General features: G+C 56.2%; 1 protein-coding gene. It reads right to left on the bottom strand.

All coding sequences use genetic code 11. The features are described from left to right. Positions 1-110: 110 nt before the first annotated feature. Positions 111-14,945 carry a calcium-binding protein gene (locus tag KQP88_RS25465; RefSeq protein WP_456107241.1) on the bottom strand — a complete coding sequence of 4,945 codons (14,835 nt, stop codon included), beginning with the start codon at positions 14,943-14,945 and terminating at the stop codon, positions 111-113. Positions 14,946-15,706 lie beyond the last annotated feature (761 nt).

Genomic DNA, 15,706 nt, shown 5'->3' on the forward strand with positions numbered 1-15,706 from the left:
CAAGCCCCAAAACAAGGTCGCAAACTCAAAAAACCTTACTCCATTACACAGCCACATAAACTCTAGGCAAAAAAGAGGTGCACCACTCCCGGCACACCTCTTCCTCAGACTTACTGCCAGTTAGCAGCCAGCACTGCCTCCAGTTGCGTTTGTTGTGCAGCTGTCAGGTTTCTCTCTGCTCCTGCATCGACTCCGAATGACGCCATGCTGTCGACCAGATTTTGTACCTGGCTGTCGAGCAAGGTTTTGCCATCGGCTGTCTTGAACTGATCCACCTGGTAGTCGTTGGCTGCATACCAATTGCTTACCAACACCTTGTCGCTGGTGTCGATGATGCTGACTTCCAGATCGTTGCCACTTCGACGGAACCACAGGTCTTCCAGGCTGACATCGGCACCGAACTGCACTACATCCGTGCTGCTGCCGGTGTCGTAGTTGCTGATGGTGTCTCTGCCCGAACCTATGCCGAACTCGTAGGTATCACTGCCATCGCCACCGCTGAGGTAGTCATTGCCAGCGCCGCCATTGAGTACATCATTGCCTGTTCCGCCGTAGAGCGTGTCGTTGCCGGCATCACCGAAGAGGTTATCGTTGCCTGCGTCGCCATACAGCGTATCGGCCCCCGTGCCACCGGACAGGTTGTCATTCCCCGCATCACCAAAGACGCTGTCATCGCCGTCGCCAGCGCTGATGACATCGTCACTGGTGTAGCCACGCAGGGTCTGATCGGATGCACTGCCGAGCAATACGTGCGACTTGATGAGCGACTGATTCCAGGTCGTGCCATCGGCAAATTGCAGTTGGTCGATCTGATAGCCGCCTGTTGCGTCCTCGGAGAAGTGACTCATCACTCGCAGGCTGTCGGTCGTACCATTCACGCGAATGATCAGATCATTGCTCTCACGAACGATGCTGACATCGCTCGCATTGAGATCAGCAAGCTTCACTGTATCGAGTTTGCCGGTACGGCTTTCATGGGCGTAGTAGAGGGTGTCCTGGCCTGCGCCTTTACCGAACAGGTAAGTATCGTCGCCGTTACCGCCGTTCAGTTGGTCGTTGCCTGCACCGCCGTCCAGGACGTCGTTGCCGTCTCCGCCATAGAGCGTGTCATTGCCGACACCACCTTGCAGCCAGTCGTCGCCCGCCTCGCCATTGAGCGTGTCAGCGCCAGCACTGCCGGACAGGGTGTCATTGCCACTGCCACCATTGACCGTGTCGTCGCCAGCACCCGCGTCGATCACGTCATTGCTGGACGTCCCCGACAGCGTTTCATCAATGTCCGAGCCTTGCATCACCTGGAACTTGATCTGGTTCTGATCCCAGAAGCTGCCATCGGCAAACTGGATACGGTCGATTTGATAACCGCCAGCGGCGTCACTCTGGAAGTGGTAAACCACTCTCAGGCTGTCGGTGCTGCCCAACACCCGGATGAGCAGGTCATTACCGTCACGGCGTACGCTGACATCAGAGGCATTGAGGTCAGTGAGCTTGATGGTATCGAGCTTGCCCTCACGGTTTTCATAGGCGTAGTAAATGGTGTCCTGACCCGCACCCTTGCCGAACAGATACGTATCGTTGCCATCGCCACCGTCGAGCTGGTCGTTGCCCAGGCCGCCATCAAGGATGTCATCGCCGGTACCGCCATTGAGCGTGTCGTTGCCCGAACCGCCCTGCAGCAGATCATTCCCCGCACCGCCGTTCAGCGTATCGGCCCCGGCATTGCCCATCAGTGTGTCGTTGCCAGCAGCACCATTGATGACATCGTCACCCGCTCCGGCATCGATGACATCGTCACCGTCGGTCCCTGTCAGGGTTTCCTCGGCTTCGCTGCCCTGCAGTACCTGATTCCTGATGGCTGCCTGATCCCAGAAGCTGCCATCGGCGAACTGGATGCGATCAATCTGGTAGCCATAGGTCGCATCACTCATGAAGTGATAAACAACGCGCAGGCTATCAGTGCTGCCCAGCACACGAATGAGCAGGTCGTTACCATCACGACGCACGCTGACATCCGCAGCGTTCAGGTCAACCAGTTTGACGGTATCCAGCTTGCCCGCACGATTTTCATAGGCGTAATAGATGGTGTCCTGACCGGCCCCCTTGGCAAAGAGATAAGTATCGTCGCCATCTCCGCCATCAAGACGATCATTACCCGCACCGCCATCAAGCACATCGTTGCCAGCACCGCCGTTAAGGATGTCGTTGCCCAGACCGCCCAGCAACACATCATCTCCGGCATCGCCATTGAGCGTGTCTGAGCCCTTGCTGCCTGACAGCGTATCGTTGCCGTTGCCACCGTTAACGGTGTCGTCCCCGGCGCCCGCATCGATGCTGTCGTCACCGGCAGTACCTGCCAGCGTCTCATCGGCATCAGTGCCTTGCAGAACGGCGGACTTGATCGCGGCCTGATTCCAGATGCTGCCATCAGCAAACCGGATCTGGTCAATCTGGTAGCCATACGTTGCGTCGTTGGTGAAGTGGCTTACCACACGCAGGCTATCAGTGGTCCCCAGCACGCGAATGAGCAAGTCGTTACCTTCACGACGCACACTCACATCCACCGCATTCAAGTCGGTCAGTTTCACGGTATCGAGCTTGTCGGCGCGACTTTCATAGGCGTAGTAGATGCTGTCCTGACCCGAGCCTTTGCCGAACAGGTAAGTGTCGTCACCATTTCCGCCGTCCAGCATGTCGTTGCCGGCACCGCCATCCAGTTGATCGCTACCGTTGCCGCCGTAGAGAGTGTCCTTACCGTCGCCTCCATTCAGCACGTCATTGCCATCGTCGCCATTCAAGGTGTCGGCACCGCTACCACCTGAAAGGGTATCGTTGCCGCTGCCGCCGTTGACGACATCATCACCCGCCGAGGCATTGATGATGTCATCACTGCTCGTGCCAGCCAGCGTTTCATCCGCCTCAGTGCCTTGCAGCACTTGCGCCTTGATCGCGGTTTGATCCCAGAAACTGCCATCAGCGAACGCAATCCGATCAATCTGATAACCGGCTGTGGCATCGCTCATGAAGTGATAAACGACACGCAGGGTATCGGTCGTGCCGTTGATGCGAATCACCAGGTCATAACCGTCACGCGCTACGCTGACATCGGCCGCATTGAGATCAACCAGCTTGACCTGATCGACCTTGTCTGCGCGGCTTTCATTGGCGTAGTAGATGGTGTCCTGGCCCGAGCCTTTACCGAACAGATAGGTATCGTCACCGGCACCGCCATCCAGACGGTCATTGCCAGCACCGCCATCGAGAATGTCATTGCCGCTGCCGCCGTAGAGGATGTCGTTACCCGATCCGCCTTGCAGCAGATCGTTACCCTCGTCGCCGTTCAGGGTATCGGCACCATCACCACCCGCGAGGTTGTCGTTGCCTGCCGCGCCACTGAGTGTGTCGTCGCCTGCACCGCCATCGATCAGGTCATCGCTGGCAAAGCCGGTGAGGGTCTGATCGGCTGGAGTGCTGGTCAGCACTTGAGCCTTGATTGCGCTCTGATCCCAGAAGCTGCCGTCGGCAAATTCGATGCGATCGATCTGATAACCCGCCGTGGCATCGCTCATGAAGTGATAGACAACACGCAAGCTGTCGGTCGTGTTGTTGATACGAACAACCAGGTCATAGCCATCGCGTGCAACGCTGACATCGGCTGCATTCAGGTCAACCAGTTTGATGGTATCGACCTTGCCTGCACGACTTTCATTGGCGTAGTAAATGGTGTCCTGACCCGAGCCTTTGCCAAACAGGTAAGTGTCGTCACCGGCACCACCGTCAAGACGATCATTGCCAGCGCCGCCATCCAGGACATCATTGCCGCTGCCACCGTAGAGGATGTCGTTGCCCGCCCCGCCTTGCAGCAGATCGTTACCTTCATCGCCGTTCAGGGTGTCGGCACCTGAGCCACCGGACAGGCTGTCGTTGCCTGCACCGCCACTAAGGGTGTCGTCACCGGCACCAGCCTCGATCAGGTCATCGGTGGCGTAACCCGTCAGAGACTGATCAGCCTCGTTGCCTTGCAATACCTGGGTCTTGATCGCGTCCTGATCCCAGGCGCTGCCATCGGCAAACTGGATGCGGTCGATCTGATAACCGGAGGTCGCATCACCCATGAAGTGATAAACCACGCGCAAGGTATCGGTCGTGCCGTTGATACGAATCACCAGGTCATAACCATCACGCGACACGCTGACATCGGCGGCATTGAGATCAACCAGTTTGACCTGATCGAGCTTGCCTGCACGGCTTTCATTGGCGTAGTAGATCGTGTCCTGACCCGAGCCCTTGCCGAACAAGTAGGTATCGTCACCGGCACCGCCATCCAGACGGTCATTGCCTGCACCGCCATCGAGGATGTCATTACCTGATCCGCCATTAAGGACATCATTGCCCGCCCCGCCCTGCAACAGGTCGTTGCCCTCATCGCCGTTCAGGGTATCGGCACCGGAGCCACCGGACAGGCTGTCGTTGCCGGCGCCGCCATTGAGGCTGTCATCACCGGCACCGCCCTCGATCAGATCATCGGTGGCGTAGCCCCACAGAGACTGGTCGGCGTCACGCCCTTCCAGCACCTGGGTCTTGATGGCCTGCTGATCCCAGATGCTGCCATCGGCAAACTGGATCTGGTTGATCTGATAGCCATAGGTCGCATCGTTGATGAAGTGGTTGCTGACCCGGATGCTGTCCGTGGTACCGATCACCCTGATCACAAGGTCACTGCTTTCACGGGAGACGGTCACATCGCTGCTGTTCAGCCCGACCAGTTGGACGGTATCGACCTTGTTCTGCGCTGAATCATAAGCCGAGACAATATCCTGGCCCGAGCCCTTGCCGAACAGGTAGGTATCGTCACCCGCACCACCATCCAGACGATCATTGCCTGAACCGCCATCGAGCACATCGTTGCCAGCACCACCGTTGAGGGTGTCATTGCCAGCCCCGCCTTGCAGCAGATCGTTACCCTCTTCGCCGTTCAGGGTATCAGCCCCCGAGCCACCCGACAGAGTGTCGTTGCCAGCAGCACCGCTGAGGGTATCGTCACCGGCACCGCCGTCGATCAGGTCATCGGTGGCGTAGCCCCACAGAGACTGATCGGCATCGCTGCCCTGCTGCACCTGAGCCTTGATGGCCTGCTGATCCCAGATGCTGCCATCGGCAAACTGGATCTGATTGATCTGATAGCCGTAGGTCGCATCGCTCACGAAGTGACTACTGACTCGAAGGCTGTCCAAGGTACCGATGACCTTGATCACCAGATCACTGCTTTCCCGAGTCACAGTGACATCGCTGCTGTTCAGACCGACCAGTTTGACGGTATCGACCTTGTTCTGCGCTGGATCATAGGCCGAAACAGTATCCTGGCCCGAACCCGCGCCAAACAGGTAGGTGTCATTGCCAGAACCACCGTCCAACACATCGTCGCCACCATAACCGTAGAGCGTATCGTTACCGGCACCACCGGTAAGGGTTTCGCCTCCTTCCGTACCGGAGACAGTCAACGCACTGACCGCTACAGGTGTGAACAGATTGGTGTTGATATCCTCCTTGCTCCAGATCACCCCGTCGGCAAACTGCACCTGATCAATGCCATAGCCATAGATCGCACTGCTGTAGAAGTGCGAGCTGACACGCAAGGTTTCGCCGCTGTCCTTGATCTGGATGATCAGGTCATCGGACTCACGGCGCATCACCACATCGGCAGCATTCAGGCCTTCCAGACGGATCACGTCCTGCTTGTTGGCCGTGGTGTCGTTGTAGGAATAGTTGCTGATGGTGTCCTGGCCCGCACCCTTGCGGAATACGTAGGTATCGGAGCCATAGCCGCCATCCAGCGAGTCGTTACCACTGCCGCCGTCCAGGGTGTCATTGCCATAGCCACCGGTGAGAGTGTCATTGCCTGCACCACCCAGCAGCGTGTCGTTGCCTTCTTCACCATTGAGGGTGTCACGGCCATCGCCACCGTCGAGGATGTCATCACCGGCACGGCCATTCAGCGTGTCGTTGCCCGACAGGCCGAACAGATTGTCGGCAGACTCGTAACCTGTAACGGTTTCATCGCCGTCAGTGCCGGTCAGCAAGGCAGCACGGATCTGTTCATTGGTGAGTACCGAGCCATCGGCAAACTGCACCTGATCAATGCCATAGCCGTAGATCGCGCTGCTGTAGAAGTGCGAGCTGACCCGCAGGGTTTCGCCACTCTCTTTGATCTGGATGATCAGGTCATCGGACTCACGGCGCATCACCACATCAGCCGCATTCAGACCTTCCAGCCGGATCACGTCCTGCTTGTTGGCCGTGGTGTCGTTATAGGAGTAGTTGTTGATGGTGTCCTGACCGGAACCTTTGCGGAACACATAGGTGTCCGAACCGTAGCCGCCATCCAGCGAGTCGTTACCACTGCCGCCGTCCAGGGTGTCGTTGCCATAGCCACCGTTCAGCGTGTCATTGCCTGCACCACCCAGCAGCGTGTCGTTGCCCTCTTCACCATTGAGAGTGTCGCGGCCATCACCACCGTCGAGGATATCGTCGCCGGTACGGCCATTCAGAATGTCGTTGCCCGACAGGCCGAACAGATTGTCGGCAGACTCGTAACCTGTAACGGTTTCATCGCCGTCAGTGCCGGTCAGCAAGGCAGCACGGATCTGCTCATTGGTGAGTACCGAGCCATCGGCAAATTGCACCTGATCGATGCCATAGCCGTAGATAGCACTGCTGTAGAAGTGAGAGCTGACCCGCAAGGTCTCACCGCTGTCCTTGATCTGAATGACCAGATCATCAGACTCACGACGCATCACCACATCGGCAGCATTCAGGCCTTCCAGACGGATCACGTCCTGCTTGTTGGCCGTGGTGTCGTTATAGGAGTAGTTGCTGATCGTGTCCTGGCCTGAGCCCTTGCGGAATACGTAGGTGTCGGAGCCGTAGCCGCCATCCAGCGAGTCATTTCCGCTGCCGCCGTCCAGAGTGTCGTTGCCATAACCACCGTTCAGCGTGTCATTGCCTGCGCCACCCAGCAGCGTGTCGTTGCCCTCTTCACCATTGAGGGTGTCACGGCCATCGCCACCGTCGAGGGTATCGTCACCGGCACGACCATTCAGCGTATCGTTGCCCGACAGGCCAAACAGGCTGTCTGCCGACTCATAACCTGTAACGGTCTCATCGACTTCGGTACCGGTCAGCAGAGCCGTACGAATCTGTTCGTTGCTCAGCGTCGTGCCATCGGCAAACTGAATCTGGTCAATGTTATAGCCGTAGAGAACGCTGGTGCTGAAGTGCGAGCTGATACGCAAGGTCTCACCGCTGTCCTTGATCTGGATGATCAGGTCATCGGACTCACGACGCATCACCACATCGGCAGCATTCAGACCTTCCAGACGAATCACGTCCAGCTTGTTGGCCGTGGTGTCGTTGTAGGCGTAGTTGCTGATGGTGTCCTGGCCCGAGCCCTTGCGGAACACATAGGTGTCCGAACCGTAACCGCCATCCAGCGAGTCGTTACCAGCGCCGCCGTCCAGGGTGTCATTGCCATAGCCACCGGTGAGGGTGTCATTGCCTGCCTCGCCCAGCAGCGTATCGTTGCCATCTTCACCGTAGAGCGTGTCCTTGCCGTCACCACCTTCCAGGGTGTCATTACCGGCACGGCCATAGAGAATGTCGTTGCCTTGGGCACCGGACAAACGATCATCACTCGCGTAACCGGTAATGCTGTCGTCGCCCTCTGTACCAATCAGCAAGGCTGCGGTGATCTGTGCCTGATCCCAGACGACACCGTCAGCGAACTGCAACTGGTTGATTGCATAACCGTAGCTTTGATCGCTGTAGAAATGCGAGCTGACCCGCAGGGTTTCGCCAGTCTGACGAATCTGGATCACGAGGTCGTCGGATTCGCGACGGATGCTGACATCTTCCGTGGTCAGCCCATCCAGACGCACGACATCCAGCTTGTCCGGCGTAGTGTCGTTGTAGACATAGTTGTTGATCGTGTCGCGACCATAGCCCTTGCCGAAGACATAAGTGTCAGAGCCTTTGCCGCCGTCCAGGGTGTCGTTACCGGCACCACCGTCAAGCAGGTCGTTACCCGTTCCACCGCTCAGCGCATCGTTACCTGCGCCACCCAGCAACGTATCGTTACCGTCCTCGCCGTAGAGCGTGTCCTTACCGTCGCCACCATCGAGCAGGTCATCGCCAGCACGGCCGCTCAGGGTGTCATTGCCCGAGAGCCCGATGAGTTCATCGTCGCTGGCATAGCCAGTCACGCTGTCATCGCCCTCGGTTCCAATCAGCAAGGCTGCCGTGATCTTTGCCTCATCCCAGACCGTGCCATCGGCAAACTGCAACTGGTTGATCGCATAGCCATAGCTTTGATCGGTGTTGAAGTGATAGTTGACCCGCAGGGTTTCGCCGGTCTGGCGAATCTGGATCAGCAGATCGTCGGACTCACGGCGGATACTGACATCACCGGTATTCAAGCCTTCCAGACGAACGACATCCAGCTTGTTGGCCGTGGTGTCGTTGTAGGCATAGTTGTTGATGGTGTCCTGCCCGGAGCCCTTGCGGAAGATATAAATATCCGAGCCCTTGCCACCCTCCAGGGAATCATTGCCGGCACCGCCATCGAGCGTATCGTTGCCAGCGCCGCCGGACAGGGTGTCGTTGCCAAGCCCTCCGAGCAGCGTGTCATTGCCCTCTTCGCCGTTCAGGGTATCGCGCCCCTCACCACCGCTGAGCAAGTCGTCGCCACCACGACCACTCAATACGTCGTCACCTTCCAGCCCCGTCAGCTCATCAGCTGTCGCATAGCCAGTAATGGTGTCGTTGCCATCCGTGCCAATCAAAAGCGCCGACGTGATTTTGGCCTGATCCCATACCGTGCCATCAGCAAACTGCAACTGATCGACCGCATAGCCATAGCTTTGATCGCTGTAGAAATGCGAACTGACCCGCAGAGTTTCGCCCGTTTGACGAATCTGAATAATCAGATCGTCGGACTCGCGGCGGATACTGACGTCATCGGCATTCAAGCCTTCCAGACGAACGACATCCAGCTTGTTGGCCGTGGTGTCGTTGTAGGCATAGTTGCTGATGGTGTCCTGGCCCGAGCCTTTGCGGAACACGTAGGTATCGGAGCCAAAGCCACCGTCCAGCGAGTCATTGCCGCTGCCGCCGTCCAGAATATCGTTGCCAGAGCCGCCGTAGAGGGTATCACTGCCTGCGCCCCCCAGAAGGGTGTCATCACCCGCCTCGCCGTTAAGGGTATCTCTCCCCTCACCGCCATCGAGTACGTCATTGCCATTACGGCCATAGAGGGTGTCATTGCCAGCCAGCCCGGACAGCGTATCGGCAGTGTCATACCCCGTGATGGTGTCGTTGCCTTCAGTACCATTGAGAAGGCTGGCGGTAATTTGCGTCCGATCCCAGACGGTACCGTCGGCAAATTGCAGTTGGTCGATGGCGTAACTCCAGTTGCTGGATTCAGCACTGAAGTGCGAACGGATACGCAGGGTTTCGCCGGTCTCATGAATCTGCACAATCAGATCATCGGACTCGCGACGCAGACTGACATCCTCGCCATTCAAGCCATCGAGACGCACGACATCGAGTTTGTTGACAGTCGTATCGTTGTAAGCCGAGTTATCGATTGCATCGGAGCCAGACCCTTTGGCGAAGATATAGGTGTCCGATCCCTTGCCGCCTTCCAGCGTGTCATTACCCGCGCCGCCATCCAGTACATCGTTGCCGTTGCCGCCCACCAGGCTGTCGTTGTCGGCACCGCCTGACAGCGTGTCGTCACCGTCTTCGCCATATAACGTATCGCGCCCGGCACCTCCCAGCAGAGTGTCGTTGCCAAGGGCACCATACAGCGTGTCATTACCTGCCAGACCTTGAAGGGTATCGTCTGTTTCGTAACCGGTAAGCGTGTCGTTGAACTCGCCCCCCGTCAGCAGCGACGCCTTGATTTGCTCCACGCCCCAGACCGTACCGTCAGCGAACTGCAGTTGATCGATGGCGTAGTTGTAGTAAGTGCTGGCAGGAGAGAAGTGCGAGGAAACGCGCAGGGTATCGCCGGTTTCCTTGATCTGGATAACAAGATCACTGGACTCACGACGCAGGCTGATGTCACTCAGGTTGAGCCCTTCCAGACGGATCACATCCTGCTTGCCCACCACAGTTTCGTTGTAGACACCGTTGGAAATGCTGTCTTGGCCAGAGCCCTTGCGGAAGACATAGGTATCGGAGCCATAGCCGCCATCCAGCGAGTCGTTACCGCTGCCGCCATCAAGTACGTCATTGCCATAGCCGCCACTGAGCGAGTCATTACCTGCACCACCCAGCAAGGTGTCGTTACCTTCGTCACCATTCAAGGTGTCCGCACCGTTGCCGCCATCGAGCACGTCATCGCCTGCACGGCCACTGAGCGTGTCATTTCCGTCCAGCCCGGAAAGGTTGTCGGCTGTGGCATAACCTGTAAGGGTGTCAGCAACCTCCGAAGCCTGGATAACGGCAGACTTGATCTGCGCACCATCCCACACGGAACCATCGGCAAACTTCAGTTGATCGATGGCATAGGTCGAGGTGCCTTCCTGGCTGAAATGCGAGCGTACGGTCAGGGTATCGCCTGTCGCCTTGATCTGAATGACAAGGTCGTCACTCGAACGTGAGAACCGCAGATCGGCTGGATTGAGGCCGTCGAGCTGGATGGCATCGATCTTGTCTGCCGCTGTTTCGCCGTAGGTGACATTATTGATAACGTCCTGGCCATAGCCCTTGGCAAACCGGTAAATGTCGGAGCCACGACCACCCTCAAGGGTATCGTTGCCGGTGCCGCCATCAAGGATGTCGTTACCGTCTTCGCCATACAGGTAATCCGAGCCGGCACCACCGTTCAAGGTGTCCTGACCGATGCCACCGTACAGGGTGTCGTTACCGCCATCGCCATTCAGAACATCGTCACCGGCAAGGCCGTTGAGGGTGTCGCCTCCCAGACCACCACTGACACGGTCATCAGATGCGTAGCCCGTAAGAACATCACTGCCGTCGGTACTGGTAAAAGCAGCCATGATCTTGACTTGCTCGACGTTCCACTGCGTACCGTCAGCGAAGCGGATCTGCTCTATAGCGTATGGAGTATCGCCGTCATTCTGGAAGTAGCTGGAAACAGTAACTTTGTCAGTGGCATTTTTCAGTGAAAGAACCAGATCATTGCCTGACCGGGTGATGATGATATCGCCAGGAAGGATATCGGCTGCGAACTCGATAGCGTCAGTCTTACCCGCACTTGAGTCGTAGTTGTTGATCGAGTCCTGACCCCAGCCACGGCTGAAGCGGTAGGTATCGGAGCCATCCCCCCCTGTCAGATAATCGTTGCCGATACCGCCATCCAGTTGATCGTTGCCCGAGTCGCCATAAAGGTTGTCGTTGCCTGCATCGCCTGCCAAGGTGTCATTGCCATCGCCACCCGCCAGGTAATCAGCACCCTCGCCACCAGACAACTGATCGGTACCAGTGCCACCGTACAGATAGTCATTTCCAGCTTCGCCGAGCAGAGTATCGTCACCTGTTTCGCCCGAGAGACTGTCGTTACCGGCACCCCCTTGAAGGGTGTCATTGCCCGCCTGACCATACAGGCTGTCATCACCCAGGCCACCGCTCAGCGTGTCATCGGTCGCGTAACCCCAGACATTGTCATTGCCGTCAGTAGTGACAATGGCAAAGGCTTTGATCTGATCGAGACTCCAAGTGGTGCCGTCAGCGAAGCGGACCTGCTCCAGGACATAGGGGGTAACGCCATCATTCTGGAAATAGCTGGAAACCGTGATCCTGTCAGTGGCGTTTTTCAGTGACAGCACCAGATCATTGCCTGACCGGGTGACAACGATATCTGTCGGGAGAATATCTGCTGCAAACTCGATAGCATCGATCTTGCCAGTGCTTGAATCGTAGTTGTTGATCGAGTCCTGGCCCCAGCCTCGGCTGAAAAGGTAAGTATCGGAGCCTTCTCCGCCAGACAGGTAATCGTTGCCCAGGCCACCATCCAGTTGATCGTTGCCCGAGTCACCATACAAGGTATCGGTGCCTGCATCGCCTGCCAGGGTGTCAGTGCCATCGCCGCCCGTCAGGTAGTCCGAGCCCTCGCCACCGGACAACTGGTCGGTACCAGTACCACCATACAGATAGTCATTTCCGGCTTCTCCGAGCAGAGTATCGTCGCCTGCTTCACCCGAGAGGCTGTCGGTACCAGCTCCGCCCTGAAGGGTGTCGTTACCTGCCTGACCATACAAGCTGTCATCACCCAGACCGCCGCTCAGGGTGTCATCGGTCGCGTAGCCCCAGAGATTGTCATTGCCGTCAGTAGTGACGATGGTAAGGGCTTTGATCTGATCGAGGCCCCAGGTGGTGCCGTCAGCGAAGCGGACCTGCTCCAGGGCATAGGGGGTAACGCCATCATTCTGGAAATAGCTGGAAACCGTAATCCTGTCCGTAGAGTTTTTCAGCGACAGCACCAGCTCATTGCCTGAGCGGGTGACAACGATATCTGTCGGGAGAATATCTGCCACAAACTCGATAGCATCGATCTTGCCAGTGCTTGAATCGTAGTTGTTGATCGAGTCCTGGCCCCAGCCACGGCTGAAGCGGTAAGTGTCGGAGCCTTCTCCACCAGTGAGGTAATCGTTACCCAGACCACCATCCAGTTGGTCATTGCTCAGGTCGCCATAGAGGTAGTCAGACCCCTCACCACCAGATAACTGGTCGTTACCAGTGCCTCCGTACAGATAGTCATTGCCGGCTTCACCGAGCAAGGTGTCGTCACCCGCTTCACCCGAAAGGCTGTCAGCACCGGCACCACCTTGAAGCGCGTCGTTGCCTGACTGGCCATACAGGTTGTCATCACCCAGACCGCCGCTCAGGGTGTCATCAGTGGCGTAACCCCAGAGATTGTCATTGCCGTCAGTAGTGACGATGGCAAAGGCTTTGATCTGATCGAGGCCCCAGGTGGTGCCGTCAGCAAAACGGATCTGCTCCAGGACGTAGGGGGTAACACCATCATTCTGGAAGTAGCTGGAAACCGTGATCCTGTCCGTAGAGTTTTTCAGCGACAGCACCAGATCATTGCCTGAACGGGTGATGATGATATCTGTCGGGAGAATATCTGCTGCAAACTCGATAGCATCGACCTTGCCGGTGCTTGAGTCGTGGTTGTTGATCGAGTCCTGGCCCCAGCCACGGCTGAAGCGGTAAGTGTCGGAGCCTTCTCCACCATAGAGGTAATCGTTACCCAGACCACCATCCAGTTGGTCATTGCCTAGGTCACCATAGAGGTAGTCAGAACCCTCACCACCAGATAACTGGTCGTTACCAGTGCCTCCGTACAGATAGTCATTGCCGGTTTCACCGAGCAGGGTATCGTCACCTGCCTCGCCCGATAGACTGTCCGTACCGACACCACCTTGAAGGGTGTCGTTGCCTGACTGGCCATACAGGTTGTCATCACCCAGACCGCCGCTCAGGGTGTCATCAGTGGCGTAACCCCAGAGATTGTCATTGCCGTCAGTAGTGACGATGGCAAAGGCTTTGATCTGGTCGAGGCCCCAGGTGGTACCGTCAGCAAAACGGATCTGCTCCAGGACGTAGGGGGTAACACCATCATTCTGGAAGTAGCTGGAAATCGTGATCCTGTCCGTAGAGTTTTTCAGCGACAGGAGCAGATCATTGCCTGAGCGGGTGACAACGATATCTGTCGGGAGAATATCTGCTGCAAACTCGATAGCATCGACCTTGCCGGTGCTTGAGTCGTGGTTATTGATCGAGTCCTGGCCCCAGCCACGGCTGAAGCGGTAAGTGTCGGAGCCTTCTCCACCATAGAGGTAATCGTTACCCAGGCCACCATCCAGTTGGTCATTGCCCAGGTCGCCATAAAGGTAGTCAGAACCCTCACCACCAGATAACTGGTCGTTACCACTACCTCCGTACAGATAGTCATTTCCGGTTTCACCAAGCAGGGTATCGTCACCGGCGTCGCCCGAGAGGCTGTCAGTACCGGCACCACCTTGAAGGGTGTCGTTACCTGACTGACCATACAGGTTGTCATCACCCAGACCGCCACTTAAAACGTCGTTCGAGGAATAACCCCATATCACGTCATTTCCAGACGTAGGTACCGAAACGAAAGCTTTTATTTGCTCCAATTCCCACATGACACCATTGGCGAACTGAATGGCTTCAAGCTGATAACTGCTAACCGCATCATTTGAAAAATAGCCATAAACCGTAATCTTGTCGGCACTCCCCCTAAGCGAGAGAACCAGATCTAATTGGCTACGTGAAACCTCAATATCGGCAGGCGAAATATCAGCAGAAAATTCGATTACGTCACGTTTTCCAGTACTGAGATCATAATTCCTGATGGTATCTTGACCCCACCCACGGCTAAAATAATACTTATCTGAACCCGCACCACCGGACAGATCATCATTACCTGCCCCACCATTTAGCAGGTCATTGCCTTCATCACCCGAAAGTGTATCGGCACCCGCACCGCCAACAAGAATGTCGTCTCCTACACCACCGTAAATTGCGTCATTACCTTCACCCCCCATCAGAGCATCATTGCCCTCATTACCGATAAGATTGTCTCCCCCCGCTCCACCGTGAAGATAATCCGCGACCACAGACCCTATTTGTGAGTCATGGTTTGAATCCCCTATGAAAACTTTATTTGCCCCTGAATATACTTCACTCAGTTGCAACTTCTGGGCATCTGTCAATTCAGCCACCCAGATACTCAGTTGCTCACTCCACTCTCCATTCTCCATACCAATAGAAAGCTCTGACGCATCCACAATGCCCTGAATGGGGTCAGCGGCATGAGTCTCAATGAGTTTCTGAGTTATGCGAGATGTATCAACGCCTACTCCCTCGGCGCTGAGAGTAAAGCGCAACTGCGACACATAATCACTTAACCGTGTCTGAAGCACCAGACTTGAATAAACCGAAGACGTCAGAGTCTCATAAGCCTTATTGATCTGAACGATCTGCTGTGCCTGAAATGAAAACATCTCCTCCGTGACATAGACAATTCCAATTGGATAAGAAACAGAGCGAACCACGCCCGTTTTACGATCACCTGTGGAAGATGAAACCAATACCTGTTTCTTTTCCTCTTCACCTGACTCCTCTTTGGCGAACCTGAAATACTCAATACCAGTAAAGGCCTCAAGAATCTTGATCTTTTCGATCAGAGCCTTAGTTTCTAGCTGGCTGGCAGTCGGTTCACGAGACTGGATGGGCTGACCACCTGCACCGCCATTGTCACTGGCGATATATTCATTAGTGGGCTTTTCCCAAGAATAGGAGAAGCGAACCTGATAACCCATGGTAGAGAGGTCTTCTACCCGATCGTCAAAACTCTTAATCGTACTGGTGTCGGCCCAGGCAGCCACCAGGTCATCTATCAATGCAATCTGTCCCTGACGGCTGGTCGTCGATTTGTAAACGGCCAGCACATCCTGAAGATCGCTATTAATCATCGCTGCCTGCCGCAGATCGCGCACAGCACCGGAGCCAGTCATTTCCGGCAAAGCTGCTACTTCAGAGCTGATCTCAATCTCGTCAGCAAACTCTCGATAAAAGGTATTCTTTACAAAGTTAATGCTACCTACCGCGCTATTCACAGACTCCCCGCTCTGAACGTCGGTATGTGTGTAGGAGC

The sequence above is a fragment of the Pseudomonas lijiangensis genome (genome assembly GCF_018968705.1).
GTDB lineage: Bacteria > Pseudomonadota > Gammaproteobacteria > Pseudomonadales > Pseudomonadaceae > Aquipseudomonas > Aquipseudomonas lijiangensis.